The following is a 17,815-nucleotide window of genomic DNA, read 5'->3' on the forward strand; positions in this document are numbered from 1 at the left end:
CTGGAGGGCCGGGCTGCTCCGGAGGCTCAGTGAGCTTCCTCGAGCGCCTGGGCGAGGTAGGTGGCGGTCAGCACGGTGAAGACGTACGCCTGGAGCGCCTGGATGAAGAGTTCGAAGACGGTGATCAGCAGCGTCATGATCAGCGAGGTGACCGAGTAGAACGCGCCGACCACGGTGCCCAGGGTGTACCAGGTGCCGATGATGAAGGTCAGGATCAGCAGGTGACCCGCGAACATGTTCGCGAAGAGACGGACCGCGAGCGTGAACGGCCGCACGAAGATGTTCGAGACGAACTCGATCGGCGTCAGGATGACGTAGATGCCCTTGGGCAGCCCGCCGGGGACGCACAGGTTGCGGATGCCGCCCACGAACCCGTTGGTCTTGAAGGTCACGGTCATGTACGTGACCCAGACCACCAGGGCCAGCGCGGCCGGGTAGGCGATGATCGACGTCGCCGGCAGCTGGGCCATCGGGATGACCGCCCAGATGTTCATGATCCAGATGAAGAAGAACAGCGAGACCAGCAGCGGAACGAAGGGCTCCGCCTTCTTTCCGATCACCTCGCGCCCGATGCCGCGGCGCACGAAGTCGTAGAGCACCTCGGCCAGCAGCTGGAACTTGCCGGGAACCACCTTCGGACGCGCGAACGCCTTCCAGAAGAAGCCCACGACGAGGGCGGTGCTGATGAAGGCCAGCACCATGGCCTTGTTGACCTCGACCGGACCGACGGTGAACATCGGCTCGAAGATGAACGACCACACCGAGGGCGCGGGAAAGCCGCAGTCCTGGAACAGATGGCAGTCGGTCTCGAAGGCGAGCATCTGGTCGCTAATCACCGTGAGCTCCTTCGGCGTGACGCATGGATACGGCAACCTCGATGTGTCGGCGTGGCGGCATGCCACGGGTCGGCACTGGACGGAGTGTGGCGGGAGAGGAGCCGGCCGGCACGCAGGCCGGGCGGCACCGTCGAAGCCGGATCAGTGAACGCGACTGTCCCGCACAGCACGCGTACCGGTGTTCGCCGGGCTCTCGGCGACGGACTGTAGCAGCCTTCCGCGAAGCTCTTTATCCCGCCCCCACCGCGGGGGGCACACGGCCCGCCGGCAGTCATGCCCGGCCGTCCTGCCCGGGCCCTCCGGGGCCGCCGGAGCCGGGCCCCTCGGGGCCACTGGAAGGGGTGGGATCGACGTAGGGCGCCTTCAGCCGCACATGGGCCACGACCTGTCCGGTCAGCCAGGCGAAGAGGCAGGCCAGCACGCCGGCGGCGAACGCCCGGCCGTTGAGGAAGGTGGCGTCCCGCAGCAGGGCCATCGCGATGACCAGCAGGACCACCTGGGTGGTGTAGATCAGGAAGGCGGCGCCGAAGAACAGCTCCGGCCAGCGGTGTCCGACATGACCGAGCGCGACCAGCCCCACGCCGAAGAACGCGGCGGCCACCAGGGAGCCGAGAGCGGCGCCCAGCGCCCCGTCCGCGCCCGCCACGACCGCCCCGGCCGCGGTGACGATCACGCCGACCACGGCAGTGGGAATCGCGGCGCCGCGAATTATCCGGGCGTCATTGGACTGCATGGAAGATGATCTCCGGCAGGCGTGGGGAACAGTGTCCTCGTTGACGGTCCTCGTGTACGGCCTCGTTGACGAGTCGTCCCGGCCCGACATGCGCGGCTCGAGACTCGTGAACGCTATCACAAACTATTTGATGAGGTCTTTACCCACCCCGTGTGGAGGAACTCACACCCGCTGGGTACGTCCTGACGGGGGAATACCTCCGGCCTATGACCGGCTGTCGATCTTCCTTCGCAAGGTGAAGCGCTGCCGCTCCCCCACCGCCGTCGCCCCGTTCAGGCCGGGCGGCACCGCGGAGGAGTCCGCGGCCGGACGCCGCCGCCGGGAACGCCGGTAGCGCGGCGGTACCAGCCGCTCCGCCCACCCCGGGACCCGCGGCGTGAAACGCGGCAGCAACAGCACCACCAGCCCGATCGCGCTCAGCAGCACGATCGCCGGCACCACCAGGTAGCCGTCCCGGCGCACCGACAGCGCGACCGCGCCGAAGGCGATCAGCGCCGACCAGAAGTACATGATCAGCACCGCGCGGCTGTGTGAGTGACCGATCTCCAGCAGCCGGTGATGCAGATGCCCGCGGTCGGCGTGGAACGGGGAATGCCCGTTCCAGGTGCGCCGGACAATGGCCAGCACCAGATCGGCGAACGGCACCGCGATGATCGTCAGCGGCAGGATCAGCGGGAGATAGACAGGCACCATCTCGTGCACGGTGGCCCGCACCGAACCGGTGAACAGCCGCATGGCGTCCGGGTCCACCTGCCCGGTGATCGACACCGCGCCCGCCGCCAGCACCAGGCCCAGCAGCATCGAGCCGGAGTCGCCCATGAAGATCCGCGCCGGATGCATGTTGTGCGGCAGGAACCCCAGGCACATGCCCATGAGTACGGCCGCGAACAGCGTCGCCGGGGCGGCCGCCTCGATGCCGTAGCCGTACCACACCCGGTAGGCGTACAGGAAGAACGCCGCGGCCGCGATGCACACCATGCCCGCGGCCAGCCCGTCCAGGCCGTCGACGAAGTTCACCGCGTTGATCGTGATGACCACGATCGCCACGGTCAGCAGCGTGCCCTGCAGGGGCGTGAGCGCCACCACCCCCACCGTGGGCACCGGCAGCCACAGGATCGTCAGCCCCTGCAGCACCATGACGCCCGCCGCGATCATCTGGCAGCCCAGCTTGACCAGGGCGTCCATGCCCCACTTGTCGTCCAGGACACCGATCAGCCAGATCAGCCCCGCACCGGCCAGCAGCGCCCGCGGCTCGTCCGACAGCCGGAAGACATCCCCGGTGTTGGTCAGCTGCGAGGCCACCAGCAGCCCCGCGCACAGCCCGCCGAACATCGCGATGCCGCCCAGCCGCGGCGTCGGCTCCCGGTGCACGTCCCGCGCCCTGATCTCGGGGACCGCCCCGGCCACGATGGCGAACTTCCGCACCGGCCCGGTCAGCAGGTAGGTGACGGCCGCGGCGACGCACAGCGTCAGCAGGTATTCACGCACGGGCTCCCCAGGGGTTCGTCACCGGTCTTGAGCAGACACACTAGGACACCGTGCGGGATGCTCCGCCCCCGCGGCCACTGCCCGGACCGCGGGCCCCCGCACCGGCACCGCGCTCAGCGCCTGCCCGCCGGCACACCGGTCAGCGCCGTGACGACCGGGTCCAGGGCGGCGTTGATCTCCTCGCCCACGCTGCGGAAGTAGGGGAAGGGAGCACCGTAGGGGTCCTGCACCTCGTCAGCCTCCGGGCTGGGCGCCAGCAGCCAGCCGCGCAGCGCTGCCGCCGCCCTGGCCAGCGCCCGGGCGCGCTCGACCAGCCCGTCCGCCGAGGTGGGGGCCGGCAGCGTCGCCATGTCGATGGCGCGCACCAGCCGGGTGAACTCCTTGAGCGTGAACGTCCGCAAACCCGCCGAGTGCCCCATGGAGATGACCTGCGCCCGGTGGTCGCGGGTGGCGGTCAGTACCAGGTCGGCCTGGATGACGTGCTCGTCCAGCAGCTCCCGGCCCAGGAAACCCTCCGGGTCCGCGCCGTACTCGGTCAGTACCCGCGCCGCGTGCTCCTCCATGGGCGCCCCCTCGTGCCCCCAGGTGCCGGCGCTCTCCACGACGAGCCCGCCGGTGGACCCGAGCCGGTCCGCCACCGCCTGCCGGGTGAGCCGCTCGGTGATCGGCGAACGGCAGACGTTCCCCGTGCTGACGTGCAGTATGCGGAACACCTGGCCCGGGGTTCCGGACACCGCGGGCGCCGGTATCCCGCTCTCCGCAGCCGCGGTCAATGCGAGATCTCCAGGTCGGGTACGACCTTGCGGAGCTCCTCCTCGCTCACGGCCCCGGCGCGCAGCAGCTTGGGAACCCGCCCGGTGACATCCACGATGGTGGACGGCACCGTGTCGGGGGTGGGGCCGCCGTCCAGGTAGACCGAGACGGCGTCCCCGAGCATCTCCCGCGCGGCGTCGCAGTCCTGCGGGGCCGGGTGGCCGGTGAGGTTGGCACTGGAGACGGCCATCGGACCGAAGTCCTTCAGCAGGTCCAGCGCGACCGGGTGCAGCGGCATGCGGACCGCCGCCGTGCCCTGGGTCTCCCCCAGGTCCCAGGTCAGCGAGGGCTGGTGGCGGGCCACCAGGGTCAGGGCCCCGGGCCAGAAGGCGTCGACGAGCTCCCAGGCCTGCTCGGAGAAGTCCGTGACCAGCCCGTGCAGGGTGTTCGGCGAGCCCACCAGGACCGGCGAGGGCATCCCCCGCCCGCGGCCCTTGGCCTCCAGCAGATCCCCCACCGCGCGGGCGTTGAAGGCGTCGGCGCCCACCCCGTAGACGGTGTCGGTGGGCAGCACGACGAGGTCGCCGCGGCGCACGGCGGAGGCGGCCTCCCGCAGGCCGTGCTTGCGGTCGACCACATCCGTGCAGTCGTATCGCCGTGCCATCAGTGGTGCTCCTCTTCGTTCCGCGTCATCGGGTGACCCTGCGGGCGGTGGCGAACCGGGGCCGGTTGTTCAGGTCCGGGTGGTCGGCCGCGTCGGCCCAGCCGCGGTCCTCGGTGAAGATCCACGGCACCTGGCCGCCCTGGGTGTCGGCGTGTTCCACGACCACGATGCCGCCGGGCCGCAGCAGCCGGTGCGCGGTGCGCTCCAGGCCGCGGATGGTGTCCAGGCCGTCCTCACCGGAGAACAGTGCCAGTTCCGGGTCGTGGTCGCGGGCCTCCGGCGCCACGTGCTCCCACTCGCCGAGCGGGATGTAGGGAGGATTGGAGATCACCAGGTCGACCTGGCCGCTCAGCTCCGGCAGGGCGGTGAGGGCGTCACCGTGGTGCAGGGTGACCCTGCTGCCCTCGGCGATGGTCCCGGCGTTCCGGCGGGCCCAGCGCAGCGCCCGCTCGTCCAGCTCGACCCCGTGCACCCGGGACCGGGGCACCTCCTGGGCCAGGGCCAGCGCGATGGCCCCCGAGCCGGTGCACAGGTCCACGATGAGCGGCTCGGCGACATCCATCGCGCGGACCGCGTCTATCGCCCAGCCGACGACGGACTCGGTCTCCGGGCGCGGGACGAACACCCCCGGGCCCACCTGGAGTTCCAGGTAGCGGAAGAACGCCCGCCCGGTGATGTGCTGCAGCGGCTCGCGGGCCTCCCGCCGGGCGACGGCCTCCCAGTAGCGGGCGTCGAAGTCGCTGTCGCGGACGGTGTGCAGCCGGGAGCGCTCGGTGCCGTGCACATAGGCCGCCAGCTCCTCGGCGTCGAAGCGCGGGGACGGCACTCCGGCGTCGGCCAGCCGCTGGGTGGCCTGGGCCACCTCGGCCAGCAGCAGGGGACGGGAAGACGGTGTCACGGGGCTCACCCTACGTTCTACTGGGCCGCCGCGAGCCTGGCGGCGGAGTCGGCATCGACGCAGGCCTGGATGACCGGGTCCAGCTCGCCGTCGAGCACCTGGTCGAGGTTGTACGCCTTGAACCCGACCCGGTGGTCGGAGATGCGATTCTCGGGGTAGTTGTAGGTGCGCACCCGCTCGGAGCGGTCCACCGTGCGCACCTGGCTGCGGCGCGCGTCGGACGCCTCCTTGTCGGCCTCCTCCTGCGCCGCGGCCAGCAGCCGGGCGCGCAGGATGCGCATCGCCTGCTCCTTGTTCTGCAGCTGGCTCTTCTCGTTCTGGCAGGAGACCACGATGCCGGACGGCACGTGCGTGATCCGCACCGCGGAGTCGGTGGTGTTCACCGACTGCCCGCCCGGCCCGGAGGAACGGTAGACGTCGATCCGCAGGTCGCCGGGGCCGATCTCCACGTCGATGTCCTCGGCCTCCGGCAGCACCAGCACGCCGGCCGCGGAGGTGTGGATGCGGCCCTGCGACTCGGTGGCGGGCACCCGCTGGACCCGGTGCACGCCGCCCTCGTACTTCAGTCGCGCCCACGCGCCCCGCCCGGGCTCGGGGACGCCCCGCGACTTGACGGCCACCCGGACGTCCTTCCAGCCGCCGAGGGCGGACTCGTTGCCGTCGATGATCTCGGTGCGCCAGCCGGTGCGTTCGGCGTACCGCAGGTACATGCGCAGCAGGTCGCCGGCGAACAGCGCGGACTCGTCGCCGCCCTCACCGGCCTTGATCTCCAGGATGACGTCCTTGTCGTCACTGGGGTCGCGCGGGACGAGCAGCAGCCGCAGCCGGTCGGTCAGCGTCTCCCGCTCCGCCTCCAGGTTCTTGGCCTCGGCGGCGAACTCCGGCTCCTCGGCCACCAGGCCGCGCGCGGTCTCGATGTCCTCACCGCACTGCTTCCAGGCCCGGTAGGCGGCGATGACCGGGGTCAGCTCTGCGTAGCGCTTGTTCATCCTGCGGGCCCTGGCCTGGTCGGCGTGGACCGCGGGATCGGCGAGCTGCCGCTCGAGGTCGGCGTGTTCGCCGATGAGTTCCTCGACCGCCTCGAACATGGTGGGGCTCCCGGAGAGAGATGAGGGTGTGACGCTGTGGCCGAGGTGCGGCGCGCGGCCGCCGGAGCGTCCGGCGCCGAAAAAGGCGCCGGACCGGACGCTCCCCGAGAGGAGCGTCCGGGCCCGGCGCCGTGGGTCGCTACTTCTTGGCGGACCCGGCCATCTTGCCGAAGCGCGCCTCGAACCGGGCCACCCGGCCACCGGTGTCGAGAATCTTCTGCTTGCCGGTGTAGAAGGGGTGGCACTCGGAGCAGACGTCGGCGCGGATGCTGCCGTCACCGACGGTGCTGCGAGTGGTGAACGAGGCGCCACAGGTGCAGCTGACCTGGGTCTCGACGTACTCCGGGTGAATGTCGCGCTTCACGGTGTCTCCTAGATCGGGGAGGGCTCCGGGTCGCTCGGCCGTATGCCTCGCGTGAACCGGGACCGACGGACCAGTGTGCCAGCACCGGCCGCATCAGCCAAAACGGGCGGGGAGCCGCCGGTTATTCCCCGCGCCGACGGGCACCCGGGCCGCCACGGCCCGGGCCGCGCCGGGGGACGGCAGACCTGACGCGGCCCGGCGTCGTTCCCCTACCGCACCAGGCCGTTGCCCTCGGACTCGCCGGCCGCGGAGTCCTTCATGGCGGAGTCCGGGACCGGCAGATCCCGCCTGAGCGCCTCCCACACCTGTTCGGCCTGGTCCTCTATGGGGACCACCCGGTTGGGGTCCTCCTCGTCGTAGACGACCGGCAGGGTGACCGTCTGGAGATCCTCGGGCCCTATGCCCTGCAGGGTGCGGCCCAGCGACGACAGGTCGCCCACCGACGCGATGGCCGAGTCGGTGGTGATCGCGGAGGTGGCGGTGTCGGCGAGGTGGTACAGCTTCTTGGGGCTGGTGAACAGGCCGACCTCCCGGACCTCCGCGGCCAGGGCGCGGAGGAAGTCGTGCTGGAGGTTGATGCGGCCCAGGTCGCTGCCGTCGCCGACGCTCTTGCGGGTGCGGACCAGCGCGAGGGCCTGGCCGCCGTCGAGCCGGTGGGTGCCCGGCTCCAGGCTCAGCCGGCTCTTCTCGTCCTCCAGCGGCTCGGTCACGGTGACCTCGACACCGCCGAGGGTGTCGATGATCTTCTCGAAGCCCTTGAAGTCGATCTCCAGGTAATGGTCCATCCGGATGCCCGTCATCGACTCGACGGTCTTGACGGCGCAGGCCGGGCCGCCCACGGCGTACGCCTCGTTGAACATGGCGCGGCGCTCGGCGGGCACGGTGGAGCCGTCCTCCAGGACGCACTCCGGGCGGGCTATCAGGGTGTCCCGGGGCAGCGAGACGACCGTCGCGCTCTCGTGGCCCTCGTTGATGTGGACGATCATGGCGGCGTCGGCCCTGGCCTCGCCGTCGGAGCCCTCGCCGTCGCCTTCGGGGCGCGCGTCGGAGCCGAGGACCAGGATGTCGAGCGACCCGTCGGGGCGGTCCTCGGGGCGGTCGGTGCCCAGCACGGCGTCGATGTCGATGCCGGAGATGTTGCCGTCCAGTTTGAGGTAGACGGCCGCGGCGCCCGCACCTCCCAGCAGGATCGCGGCGGCCAGCGTCAGCGCCGCGATCCGCAGCACCCTCCGGCGGCCGGGGTTCTGCCGGGGTGCGGGCCCGGGTCTCCCGGGGCCCGCGGACGCGTCGCCGGCGCGCCCGGCGTCCGCGTGCGGGATGTCGTCCGCCATGTGCTCCTCAGTCCTCCACAGCAGGCGGGGCCCTCTCCGCGCGGCCGGCGGGTCACACGGTCGCGGCGGGGACACCCCGCGGGGTCGGTCCGCGGACCCGTGCCCGCGGCATCTGACCGGCCGAACGACTCCTCCCCCCATTCTGGAGGTTCAGCGGAACCGCCGCATGTGCGGCCCCGCGGTTCCCGCCCGGGCACGCACCGGGCCCGCCACCGGTGGCACGCACCGGTGACGGGCCCTGTACGGAGAGCGCCGCGGCCCCCGCGGCGGGTCAGTCCCCGCCGTTGCCCGGGGCGGGCGTCGTCTTCTGGATCTGCATGAGGAACTCGGCGTTGGACTTGGTCTGCCGCATCTTGTCCAGCAGCAGCTCGATGGCCTGCTGCTGGTCGAGCGCGTGCAGCACCCGGCGGAGCTTCCAGACGACGGCCAGCTCCTCGCCGCCCATCAGGATCTCCTCCTTGCGGGTGCCGGAGGCGTCGACGTCCACGGCCGGGAAGATCCGCTTGTCGGCGAGCTTCCGGTCGAGCTTGAGCTCCATGTTGCCGGTGCCCTTGAACTCCTCGAAGATCACCTCGTCCATCCGGGAGCCGGTCTCCACCAGCGCGGTGGCCAGGATGGTCAGCGAGCCGCCGTCCTCGATGTTCCGCGCGGCGCCGAAGAACTTCTTCGGCGGGTAGAGCGCGGCCGAGTCGACACCGCCGGACAGGATGCGGCCGGAGGCCGGCGCCGCCAGGTTGTAGGCGCGGCCCAGACGGGTGATGGAGTCCAGCAGGACGACCACGTCGTGGCCCAGCTCCACCAGCCGCTTGGCCCGCTCGATGGCGAGCTCGGCGACCGTGGTGTGGTCCTCCGAGGGGCGGTCGAAGGTCGAGGAGATGACCTCGCCCTTGACCGACCGCTGCATGTCGGTGACCTCTTCGGGCCGCTCGTCGACGAGGACGACCATCAGGTGGCACTCGGGGTTGTTGCGGGTGATGGAGTTCGCGATGGCCTGCATGATCATCGTCTTGCCCGCCTTGGGCGGCGACACGATCAGCCCGCGCTGGCCCTTGCCGATCGGTGCGACCAGGTCGATGATCCGCGGCGTCAGCGCGCCGGGTTCGCCCTCCAGGTGCAGCCGCTCCTGCGGGTACAGCGGGGTCAGCTTGTTGAACTCCGGGCGCCCGCGCCCGGCGTCGGTGCCCATGCCGTTGACCGAGTCCAGCCGGACCAGGGCGTTGAACTTCTCGCGGCGCTCGCCGTCCTTGGGCTGCCGGACCGCGCCGGTCACGTGGTCGCCCTTGCGCAGGCCGTTCTTACGGACCTGGGCGAGCGAGACATACACGTCGTTGGGGCCCGGCAGGTAGCCGGAGGTGCGCACGAACGCGTAGTTGTCGAGGATGTCGAGGATGCCCGCCACGGGAATCAGGACATCGTCCTCGGAGACCTGCGGCTCGGGACCGAACTCCTCGCGGCCCCCGCGGCGGCCCCGGCGGTCCCGGTAGCGGCCGCGGCGCCCGCGGCGCCCGCCCTCGAAGTCGTCGTCCCTGGCGCCCCGGCCGCCGCCCTGACCCTGGCCACCGCCCTGGCCCTGGCCGCCGCCCTGGCCGCCCTGACCCTGGCCACCGCCCTGGCTCTGACCGCCCTTGCCGCGGCGCTCCCGCTTGGCCTGACGGTCGCCCTGGCCGCCGTCGCCCTTGCCGCCGTCGTCCTTGCGGCCGCCCTCGCCCCTGCCGCCGTCCGCCTTGCCGGCGTCGGACCTGGGGGCCTCGGTCTTCTGCGCCTCGTCCCGGCCGGACTCCTTGCGGCCACCGTCCTTGGCGGGCTTGCTCTCGGGCTGGCCGGGGATGTCGATCTGCTGCTGCGGCGCGGACTTGTCCGCGCCGGTGTCACCGGTGCGGGCGCGGGACGTCGTGCGGCGGCGCGGCTTGTCCTCCTCGGCCGGCGACGTGGCAGCCGGGGCCGCCGCGGGGGCGCCGCCGGAGGCCTGCCGCTCCTTGATGACGTCGATCAGCTGGCTCTTGCGCATCCGCGCGGTGCCCCGGATCCCGAGTTGGGAAGCGACCTGCTGCAGTTCGGCCAGAACCATGCCCTCCAGGCCGGTACCGGAACGCCGGCGCCGCGGCGCGGCCGTTGCGGTGGCGGCGCCCGTGGCGGACGCGGTGGCATCACCGGCAGTCTTGTCGGCGCTGTCGGCACTCGCGCCCATCAGATCGGTGGTGTCGCTCACGAAGGGTCCTTCCCTGGAGCGGACGTCGGCCTGTCTGGCTCGGCGACCGGTCGTGCTCTCCGGCTGCGGTCCCTGCGAGGGCCGGCCGGTGCGGTGGTCCCGCCGGTCAACGCGGCGGAGAGATCGGTTCACTGTCCGGTGCGAAGGACCGCCAAGGATCGTCGCACCATCCGGAGCATGCTCGTGCTGCCTTGCAGGCTGCTGAGGCAGAGTGGAGGCTCCCGGAAGAAGAGGTGGTCCCAGTAACCGGGACACCGTCGGTACCGTGCCGCCGAAAAACAACCCGCGAATGCGCTGTGCGGGCCGACCCCCGAGGACGGTACGTTACAGACTTGAGGTTAACACTACCGGATGCTGCCTGTATTCCCCCTCTCCGTGTCCGGTATTCGCGTCACTGCCCGGCTCCCGCCAGGGGAAGCACACTCGCCCCGGCCCCGTCCAGGGCCAGCCGGTTGGCCGCCCAGCCGTCGCCCGCCAGCCGCGCGGTCTTGTCCGCCTGGCCCTCCTCGGCCAGCGCGAGCACCGTCGGCCCCGCACCGGAGATGACGGCCGGCACCCCGTCCGCCCGCAGCCGGTGCACCAGGTCGACGCTTCCGGCCATGGCCGGGGCCCGGTACTCCTGGTGCAGGCGGTCCTCGGTGGCGGGCAGGAGCAGCTCCGGACGCCTGGTCAGCGCCTCGACCAGCAGCGCGGCCCGGCCGGCGTTCGCCGCCGCGTCGACGTGCGGGACGGTCTCCGGCAGCAGCCCGCGCGCCGTCTCCGTCAGCAGCGGCTGCGCGGGCACGAAGACCACCGGCACCACGGACGCGGCGGGCTCCATCCGGATGGCCCGCACCGCGCCGGCCTCCGACCACGCCAGGGTGAAGCCCCCGAACAGGCAGGCGGCGACATTGTCCGGGTGGCCCTCGATCTCCGTGGCCAGCTCCAGCAGCGCGGCGTCGTCCAGCCGCTTGTCACCGCCGGTGGTCACCGCGCGGGCCGCTATCAGCCCCGCGCAGATGGCGGCCGAGGAGGAGCCGAGGCCGCGCCCGTGCGGGATGCGGTTGGCGCACACGATCTCCAGGCCGCGCGGCTGCCCGCCGAGCGCCTCGAAGGCCGTCCGCATGGACCGCACCAGCAGATGCCGTTCGTCGCGCGGGAGCGTGTCCGCCCCCTCCCCCGCGATGTCGATCTCCAGACCCGCGTCGGCCACCCGGACGACCACGTCGTCGTACAGCCCGAGGGCCAGGCCGAAGGCGTCGAAACCCGGACCGAGATTGGCGCTGGTCGCGGGCACCCGGACCCGTATGGCGGCGGCGCGGAAGGCGGGGTGGGCCATCGCTCGATGACGCTCCTTGCTCAGATGTGCGGCACGTCCCCAGGGGCACACGTGCGGCCGGAAGGGGACGAGAGGCGACCGGCCCGGCGGGCCCGCGCGCTGCTGATCCCCGGGGGGACGAATACCAGCCTATCGAAGGACGGTTCACATGCGGTACAGGGCGTACGGGAGGCGCACGAAGCACCTCCCGGCTCACGCCCTCAGGCCAGCCCCAGCCGCTCGGCCGCCGCGTCGGCGTCCACCGGCACGACGACCGGCTGCGGGGCACCGGCCACCGCCCAGTCCGGGTCCTTCAGGCCATTTCCGGTCACCGTGCACACGATCCGCTGCCCGGGCTCGACCGCACCGGCCTCCGCGGCCTTGAGCAGCCCGGCGACCGACGCGGCCGAGGCGGGCTCCACGAAGACGCCCTCACGGGCCGCCAGCAGGCGGTAGGCCGCCAGGATCTGGCGGTCCGTCACCTCGTCGATCAGGCCGCCCGACTCGTCCCGGGCGCGCTCCGCCTGCTCCCAGGAGGCCGGGTTGCCGATCCGGATGGCGGTGGCGATGGTGGTCGGGTCCTTGACCGGCTCGCCGCGCACGATGGGGGCGGCACCGGAGGCCTGGTAGCCCCACATCCGCGGCGTGCGGGAGGCCGGGCCGTCGGCCGCGTACTCCCGGTAGCCGCGCCAGTAGGCGGTGATGTTGCCGGCGTTGCCCACCGGCAGGACGTGGATGTCCGGGGCGTCGCCGAGCATGTCCACGACCTCGAAGGCGGCCGTCTTCTGCCCCTCGATCCGCGCCGGGTTCACCGAGTTCACCAGGGAGACCGGGTACTTCTCCGACAGCCCGCGGGCCAGCGTCAGGCAGTCGTCGAAGTTGCCCTCCACCTGCAGGATGCGCGCCCCGTGCACCAGCGCCTGGCCCATCTTGCCCAGCGCGATCTTGCCCTGCGGCACCAGCACCGCGCAGACCATCCCGGCCCGCACCGCGTAGGCCGCGGCGGAGGCGGAGGTGTTGCCCGTGGAGGCGCAGATGACCGCCTTCGCGCCCTCCTCCTTGGCCTTGCTGATGGCCATGGTCATGCCCCGGTCCTTGAAGGAGCCGGTCGGGTTGGCGCCCTCCACCTTCAGGTGGACCTCGCAGCCGGTGCGGGCGGAGACCTCCTGCGCGTGCACCAGCGGCGTGCCGCCCTCACGGAGCGTCACCACCGGGGTCGTGGGACCCACGGGCAGCCGGTCCCGGTACTCCTCGATGAGGCCGCGCCACTGGCGGCTGGTTCCGGCCGGGGTGGTACCGGCGGGGGTGGTGGGTACGTCCATGATGCTCACGGCTTTCCTCGGCTCCTACTCGCCCTCGACCCGCATGATGCTCGCGACGCCGCGTACGGTGTCCAGTGTGCGCAGCGACTCCACGGTCGCGCTGAGCGCGGCGTCCTGCGCACGGTGGGTGACGACGACCAGGGACGCCTCACCGTCCTTGCCGGTCTGCCGCACGGTGTCGATGGACACCCCGTGGTCCGCGAACACCATGGCGCACTGCGCGAGCACACCCGGCTTGTCGGCCACGTCCAGGCTGATGTGGTAGCGGGTGACGACCTCGCCCATCGGGCTGACGGGCAGCTGGGTATAGGCGGACTCGCCGGGCCCGCGGGCACCGGCCAGCTTGTTGCGGCAGGCGGCAACCAGGTCGCCCAGCACCGCCGAGGCGGTGGGCGCGCCACCGGCCCCGGGGCCGTAGAACATCAGCTGGCCCGCCGCGTCCGCCTCCACGAAGACGGCGTTGTACGCCTCGCGGACCGAGGCCAGCGGGTGGGTGAGCGGGATCATCGCCGGGTGAACCCGGGCGGTGACCGACCGGCCGTCGGCCGCCCGCTCGCAGATCGCCAGGAGCTTGACGGTGCAGCCCATCCGGCGCGCCGAGGCGATGTCCGCCGCGGACACCTCCGTCAGTCCTTCGCGGTGGACGTCGTCCAGCCGCACCCGGGTGTGGAAGGCGATGCCGGCCAGGATCGCCGCCTTCGCCGCCGCGTCGAAGCCCTCGACGTCGGCCGTCGGGTCCGCCTCCGCGTACCCCAGGGCCGTCGCCTCCTGCAGCGCCTCGCCGTAGCCGGCGCCGCTGGACTCCATGCGGTCCAGGATGAAGTTGGTGGTCCCGTTGACGATGCCGAGCACCCGGTTGACCTTGTCGCCGGCCAGCGACTCGCGCAGCGGGCGCAGCAGCGGGATGGCCCCGGCGACGGCCGCCTCGTAGTACAGGTCGGCGCCGTACTTCTCGGCCTGCGCGTACAGCGCGGGGCCGTCCTCGGCCAGCAGCGCCTTGTTCGCGGTGACCACGCTCGCGCCGTGCTCGAACGCCGCGGTGATCAGGGAGCGAGCCGGCTCGATGCCGCCGATCATCTCCACCACGACGTCCACATCCTCACGCGCGGCCAGCGCGGCGGCGTCCGTGGTGATCAGGGCCGGGTCGAAGCCGCCCTCGCGGAGCTTGTCGGGCCGGCGCACGGCGATCCCGGCGAGTTCGAGCGGGGCCCCGATCCGGGCCGCGAGGTCCTCGGCGTGCACCGTCATGAGGCGGGCCACCTGGGTGCCGACCACACCACAGCCCAGCAGCGCCACCTTCAGAGGACGCGTACGCACCATTGATTCTCGCCTCTCAGCTCACCACGGTCCGCCAGTTTCCCGCACCGGCCGGACACATCCGTACTCAGTTCAGTATGTGGGATCGGCTCCCGCTTCAGCCGACGTCCAGCCGCAGCAGATCCTCCTCGGTCTCGCGGCGGACGATGACCCGGGCCTCGCCGTCCTTGACGGCGACCACCGGCGGGCGGGGCACGTGGTTGTAGTTGCTGGCCATCGACCGGCAGTACGCGCCGGTGGCCGGCACCGCCAGCAGGTCCCCGGGGGCGGTGTCGGCCGGCAGGTAGGCGTCCCGCACCACGATGTCCCCGCTCTCGCAGTGCTTGCCGACGACCCGGGCCGGCATCGGGCCCGCGTCCGAGGCCCGGGAGGCCAGTGCCACCGAGTACTCCGCGTCGTACAGCGCCGTGCGGATGTTGTCGGACATCCCGCCGTCCACGCTCACGTAGGTACGCAGGTGCTCCAGCGGCTTGACCGTCCCCACCTCGTACAGCGTGAACGCCGTCGGGCCGACGACCGCGCGGCCCGGCTCCACGGACAGCCGCGGCACCGCGAGACCCGCCGACTCGCACTCCCGGGCCACGATGTCGCCCAGCGACTTGGCGATCTCGTGCGGCTCGCACGGGTCGTCCTCGGAGGTGTAGGCGATGCCCAGACCGCCGCCGAGGTCGATCTCCGGCAGCTCCACGCCGTGCTCGTCGCGGATCTCCGTCAGCAGCCCCACCACCCGGCGGGCGGACACCTCGAAGCCGGCCATGTCGAAGATCTGCGACCCGATGTGCGAGTGCAGGCCGATCAGCTCCAGGGAGGGGCGCGCCAGCACCCGCCGCACCGCCTCGGCCGCCTGCCCGCCGGCCAGCGCCAGGCCGAACTTCTGGTCCTCGTGCGCGGTGGCGATGAACTCGTGGGTGTGCGCCTCGACGCCGACCGTCACCCGGATCTGCACCGGCTGCCGGCGCCCGGCGCGCTCGGCCGCGCCGGCCACCCGGTCGATCTCCTGGAAGGAGTCGAGCACGATGCGGCCCACGCCGCTCTCCACGGCGCGGCCGATCTCTGCGTCCGACTTGTTGTTGCCGTGCAGGGCGATCCGGGCGGGCGGCATGCCGGCGGCCAGCGCGGTGGCCAGCTCCCCGCCGGAACACACGTCGAGGTTCAGGCCCTCCTCGTGCAGCCAGCGGACCACGGCCCGGGACAGGAACGCCTTGCCGGCGTAGAAGACGTCGGCCTCGCTGCCGAAGGCGTCGCGCCAGGCCCGGCAGCGGGCCCGGAAGTCGGTCTCGTCGAGGAAGTAGGCCGGGGTGCCGTGCTCCCGGGCGAGGGTCGCCACGTCGATGCCGCCGACCTCCAGCAGGCCGTCCGGCCGCCGGGTGACGGTGCGGGCCCACACCCGCGGGTCGAGGGCGTTCAGGTCGGCGGGCGGAGGGCTGTAGTGGCCCTCGGGAAGCACGTCGGCGTGCCGGGGCCCGGCGGGGTGAGCGGAACGGCTCATGAGGTGAAGTCTCTTCCGTCTACAGATGTTCGGGGGCGCTGATGCCCAGCTGGTGCAGGCCGCCGGCGAGCACCCTCCCGGCGGCCAGGGCGAGGGCCAGCCGGGAGCGGTGGACGGCCCCGGGTTTCTCGTCGCCCACCGGCAGCACGGGGACGGCCGTGGCCGCCTCGGACCAGGTGTCCGCCACCGCCACGAGGTGGCGGGCGAGCTTCCCGGCCCCGGCGGCGGCGAACCGCTGCCGCTCGGCCAGCAGCGGCACGACCCGCAGTTCGGCGGGGTGCCACCGGCCGCCGGCGGGACCGGCGGCTATGCCCAGCGAGGCGGCGCCGCGCGCCAGCCGCCGGACGTGCGCGTGGGCGTGCCGGACCCGGAACAGCGGGTTGTCCTCCCGCTGCACCAGCAGTGCGGGACGGTCTCCCCCGGCCGCGGCGGCCCAAAGGTCCGCGTCGCGCGCCGGGTCCTCCGGGAGCGGCGCGGGCGCCGGCTCGCTCAGGACCTCCCGCAGCACCTCGGCCGCCCCGGCCTCCCCGAGGGTGATGTTCAGGAACCCCGGCCCGGCCACCTCCACGGCCCGCACCCCGGGGGTGCCCGCGAGGCGTTGCCGCAGCAATCCGGCGATCTCCCGGGCGGGGCGCCCGGCGGGGCCCGCCAGCGCCAGCGCGATGCCGGTGGCCCAGTGCGCCGTGCCGTGCGGCGGGCGCCGCAGACCGGCGCGCTCGGGCACCGGGGCGCTGAGCTCGCCGCTGCCGACGACGGATCGCACGGTGTCCAGCACGGCGTCGGAGAGCTGCGCGGGGGTCACGGAGTCAGCGTACGAGAGGACCGCCGGTGTGCCGCCACCGGTTTCACCAGCTGGACGACCTGCGGCAGCCGCCCCTTCTCCGAGAGCCGGCGCACCTCCCGCACCAGCTCGGCCGGCTCGAACGGCTTGACCAGCACCGCGTCCACCGCGGCCACCCGCAGCCGCGAGGAGCTGGCGCTGACCAGCACCACCGGGATGTGCCAAGTGCCCGGATCCCGGCGAAGCCGCTCGACCACCCCCGGGCCGTCCAGCCGGGGCATCGACACGTCCAGCGTGATCACGTCGGGGCGGAAGCAGTGCACCCGCTCCAGGCACTCGGCGCCATCGGCCGCGGTCACGACCTCGAACCCGTCAAGTTCGAGATTGACCCTGATCAGCTGCCTGATGGCCTGGCTGTCGTCAACGACGAGAACCCGGCCCAGAACGCCTGGCACCCGACCAGCGTAGGCACGCCCCGCACCCCGCGTCCGGGCTTTGCCGAAGTTTTCTACCCGCGCGTAGGCCCCTCTCCCCCGCGCGCGTCCCGGCACGCGCAACCCCCGCCCGCCCGACATCCACCGGCCCCCAAAACGGTGTGCGACCCACCCCTGTCGAACTGGTAAGGTTCATGTCGTTGCCGCAGACGAGCGGCAGCCCGCCCCCGTAGCTCAGCGGATAGAGCATCGGCCTCCGGAGCCGTGTGCGCAGGTTCGAGTCCTGCCGGGGGCACACTTGCTGCCACCGGACCCCGCCACCGACTCACAGGTCGGCCGCGGGGCCTTTCGGTACGTGCCGCGCACCCGCCGAATACCGTGCTCGCCCTTGAGATCGGCACTCCAGCCCGAGCACCGCCAGAGGGCTGGCCCGCGACCGAGGCAGATCCGGAGCCTTGCCCTACTGCGGGCCTTCATCCACTCCTCGGCCGTCTTCCTCACCATCGAACGCCACCCAGCACGGACAGCCCGCCTGCGTCGCCTGTGACGTCGCCCGCCAGATCGAGCGGGATGTTCCCTACGAACTCATCACGGCGGCCGAGGCGGAACACGGCCCCGTAACCGACGAGGGCGTGCATGCGCCTCCTGGCCGCCTTCAGGCAACCCGCCGGGCACGGACACCGATGAGGCGGACACCGCGTGACTCTCTCGTCCACCCTCCCCGCCCTCGACAGCGAGTGACCGAGCTTCTGGGACCGCAAGATCAGCCGATGGTCGCCCTTGCCCGCGCCGACGACCTGCAGGTGATCAC

General features: G+C 72.4%; 17 protein-coding genes and 1 tRNA gene. 1 reads left to right on the forward strand and 17 read right to left on the reverse strand.

The window, feature by feature from the left end; genetic code table 11:
• Positions 1 to 26: 26 nt before the first annotated feature.
• From atpB to ABD299_RS03810, 16 genes are all read right to left on the reverse strand, one after another.
• Positions 27 to 821: a F0F1 ATP synthase subunit A gene (atpB, locus tag ABD299_RS03735; RefSeq protein ID WP_344259014.1), complete on the reverse strand. Its 795-nt coding sequence runs from the start codon at positions 819 to 821 to the stop codon at positions 27 to 29.
• A 286-nt stretch (positions 822 to 1,107) separates the two neighbouring features.
• The gene (locus tag ABD299_RS03740; RefSeq protein ID WP_344258813.1) at positions 1,108 to 1,569 is read right to left on the reverse strand and encodes a Cg1360 family ATP-synthase-associated protein; all 462 of its coding nucleotides are present in this window, start codon (positions 1,567 to 1,569) and stop codon (positions 1,108 to 1,110) included.
• Positions 1,570 to 1,773: 204 nt separating this feature from the next.
• The gene (locus ABD299_RS03745) at positions 1,774 to 3,057 is read right to left on the reverse strand and encodes an MraY family glycosyltransferase (RefSeq protein ID WP_344258814.1); all 1,284 of its coding nucleotides are present in this window, start codon (positions 3,055 to 3,057) and stop codon (positions 1,774 to 1,776) included.
• Between the two features lie 113 nt (positions 3,058 to 3,170).
• On the reverse strand, positions 3,171 to 3,806 hold the full coding sequence (locus ABD299_RS03750) for an arsenate reductase/protein-tyrosine-phosphatase family protein (RefSeq protein WP_425581251.1): 636 nt from the start codon (positions 3,804 to 3,806) through the stop codon (positions 3,171 to 3,173).
• A gap of 20 nt (positions 3,807 to 3,826) precedes the next feature.
• A complete protein-coding gene (locus ABD299_RS03755) occupies positions 3,827 to 4,474 on the reverse strand; it encodes an L-threonylcarbamoyladenylate synthase (protein WP_344258816.1) in 648 nt (215 codons plus the stop codon).
• A gap of 25 nt (positions 4,475 to 4,499) precedes the next feature.
• Positions 4,500 to 5,372 carry a peptide chain release factor N(5)-glutamine methyltransferase gene (gene prmC / locus ABD299_RS03760; RefSeq protein WP_344258818.1) on the reverse strand — a complete coding sequence of 291 codons (873 nt, stop codon included), beginning with the start codon at positions 5,370 to 5,372 and terminating at the stop codon, positions 4,500 to 4,502.
• A 17-nt stretch (positions 5,373 to 5,389) separates the two neighbouring features.
• Complete coding sequence (prfA, locus tag ABD299_RS03765) at positions 5,390 to 6,460, reverse strand: peptide chain release factor 1 (RefSeq protein WP_344258819.1); 1,071 nt, start codon at positions 6,458 to 6,460, stop codon at positions 5,390 to 5,392.
• A gap of 139 nt (positions 6,461 to 6,599) precedes the next feature.
• The gene (gene rpmE / locus ABD299_RS03770) at positions 6,600 to 6,824 is read right to left on the reverse strand and encodes a 50S ribosomal protein L31 (protein WP_344258820.1); all 225 of its coding nucleotides are present in this window, start codon (positions 6,822 to 6,824) and stop codon (positions 6,600 to 6,602) included.
• A gap of 209 nt (positions 6,825 to 7,033) precedes the next feature.
• Positions 7,034 to 8,155 carry an LCP family protein gene (locus tag ABD299_RS03775; RefSeq protein WP_344258821.1) on the reverse strand — a complete coding sequence of 374 codons (1,122 nt, stop codon included), beginning with the start codon at positions 8,153 to 8,155 and terminating at the stop codon, positions 7,034 to 7,036.
• Between the two features lie 271 nt (positions 8,156 to 8,426).
• A complete protein-coding gene (rho, locus tag ABD299_RS03780; RefSeq protein ID WP_344258822.1) occupies positions 8,427 to 10,364 on the reverse strand; it encodes a transcription termination factor Rho in 1,938 nt (645 codons plus the stop codon).
• A 391-nt stretch (positions 10,365 to 10,755) separates the two neighbouring features.
• Positions 10,756 to 11,682 carry a homoserine kinase gene (thrB, locus tag ABD299_RS03785; protein ID WP_344258823.1) on the reverse strand — a complete coding sequence of 309 codons (927 nt, stop codon included), beginning with the start codon at positions 11,680 to 11,682 and terminating at the stop codon, positions 10,756 to 10,758.
• Between the two features lie 200 nt (positions 11,683 to 11,882).
• Positions 11,883 to 12,983, reverse strand: a complete 1,101-nt coding sequence (thrC, locus tag ABD299_RS03790) for a threonine synthase (RefSeq protein ID WP_344259015.1) — start codon at positions 12,981 to 12,983, stop codon at positions 11,883 to 11,885.
• Between the two features lie 24 nt (positions 12,984 to 13,007).
• Positions 13,008 to 14,303, reverse strand: coding sequence for a homoserine dehydrogenase (locus ABD299_RS03795; protein WP_344258824.1), 1,296 nt, complete (start codon positions 14,301 to 14,303; stop codon positions 13,008 to 13,010).
• Positions 14,304 to 14,397: 94 nt separating this feature from the next.
• Positions 14,398 to 15,789, reverse strand: a complete 1,392-nt coding sequence (lysA, locus tag ABD299_RS03800; RefSeq protein ID WP_344258825.1) for a diaminopimelate decarboxylase — start codon at positions 15,787 to 15,789, stop codon at positions 14,398 to 14,400.
• A gap of 19 nt (positions 15,790 to 15,808) precedes the next feature.
• Positions 15,809 to 16,591, reverse strand: a complete 783-nt coding sequence (locus ABD299_RS03805; protein WP_344258826.1) for a DALR anticodon-binding domain-containing protein — start codon at positions 16,589 to 16,591, stop codon at positions 15,809 to 15,811.
• On the reverse strand, positions 16,588 to 17,025 hold the full coding sequence (locus tag ABD299_RS03810; protein WP_344258828.1) for a response regulator: 438 nt from the start codon (positions 17,023 to 17,025) through the stop codon (positions 16,588 to 16,590). The genes ABD299_RS03805 and ABD299_RS03810 overlap by 4 nt, the downstream gene beginning before the upstream one ends.
• 202 nt (positions 17,026 to 17,227) lie before the next feature.
• Between ABD299_RS03810 and ABD299_RS03815 the strand changes: the two genes are divergently transcribed.
• Positions 17,228 to 17,299 (forward strand) — tRNA-Arg (locus tag ABD299_RS03815).
• Positions 17,300 to 17,501: 202 nt separating this feature from the next.
• On the opposite strand, the gene ABD299_RS25105 is transcribed toward ABD299_RS03815, so the two are convergent.
• Positions 17,502 to 17,642, reverse strand: coding sequence for a hypothetical protein (locus tag ABD299_RS25105; RefSeq protein WP_425581244.1), 141 nt, complete (start codon positions 17,640 to 17,642; stop codon positions 17,502 to 17,504).
• Positions 17,643 to 17,815 lie beyond the last annotated feature (173 nt).

The sequence above is a fragment of the Streptomyces sodiiphilus genome (assembly GCF_039529215.1).
Classification (GTDB): domain Bacteria; phylum Actinomycetota; class Actinomycetes; order Streptomycetales; family Streptomycetaceae; genus Streptomyces; species Streptomyces sodiiphilus.

Bases quoted from the DNA above. Each gene is read 5' to 3' on its own strand.
- ABD299_RS03740 (WP_344258813.1), bottom strand. From the start codon at position 1,569: ATGCAGTCCAATGACGCCCGGATAATTCGCGGCGCCGCGATTCCCACT.
- lysA (WP_344258825.1), bottom strand. From the start codon at position 15,789: ATGAGCCGTTCCGCTCACCCCGCCGGGCCCCGGCACGCCGACGTGCTT.
- ABD299_RS03795 (WP_344258824.1), bottom strand. From the start codon at position 14,303: ATGGTGCGTACGCGTCCTCTGAAGGTGGCGCTGCTGGGCTGTGGTGTG.
- prfA (WP_344258819.1), bottom strand. From the start codon at position 6,460: ATGTTCGAGGCGGTCGAGGAACTCATCGGCGAACACGCCGACCTCGAG.
- thrC (WP_344259015.1), bottom strand. From the start codon at position 12,983: ATGGACGTACCCACCACCCCCGCCGGTACCACCCCGGCCGGAACCAGC.
- ABD299_RS03755 (WP_344258816.1), bottom strand. From the start codon at position 4,474: ATGGCACGGCGATACGACTGCACGGATGTGGTCGACCGCAAGCACGGC.
- ABD299_RS25105 (WP_425581244.1), bottom strand. From the start codon at position 17,642: ATGCACGCCCTCGTCGGTTACGGGGCCGTGTTCCGCCTCGGCCGCCGT.
- thrB (WP_344258823.1), bottom strand. From the start codon at position 11,682: ATGGCCCACCCCGCCTTCCGCGCCGCCGCCATACGGGTCCGGGTGCCC.
- ABD299_RS03775 (WP_344258821.1), bottom strand. From the start codon at position 8,155: ATGGCGGACGACATCCCGCACGCGGACGCCGGGCGCGCCGGCGACGCG.
- atpB (WP_344259014.1), bottom strand. From the start codon at position 821: ATGCTCGCCTTCGAGACCGACTGCCATCTGTTCCAGGACTGCGGCTTT.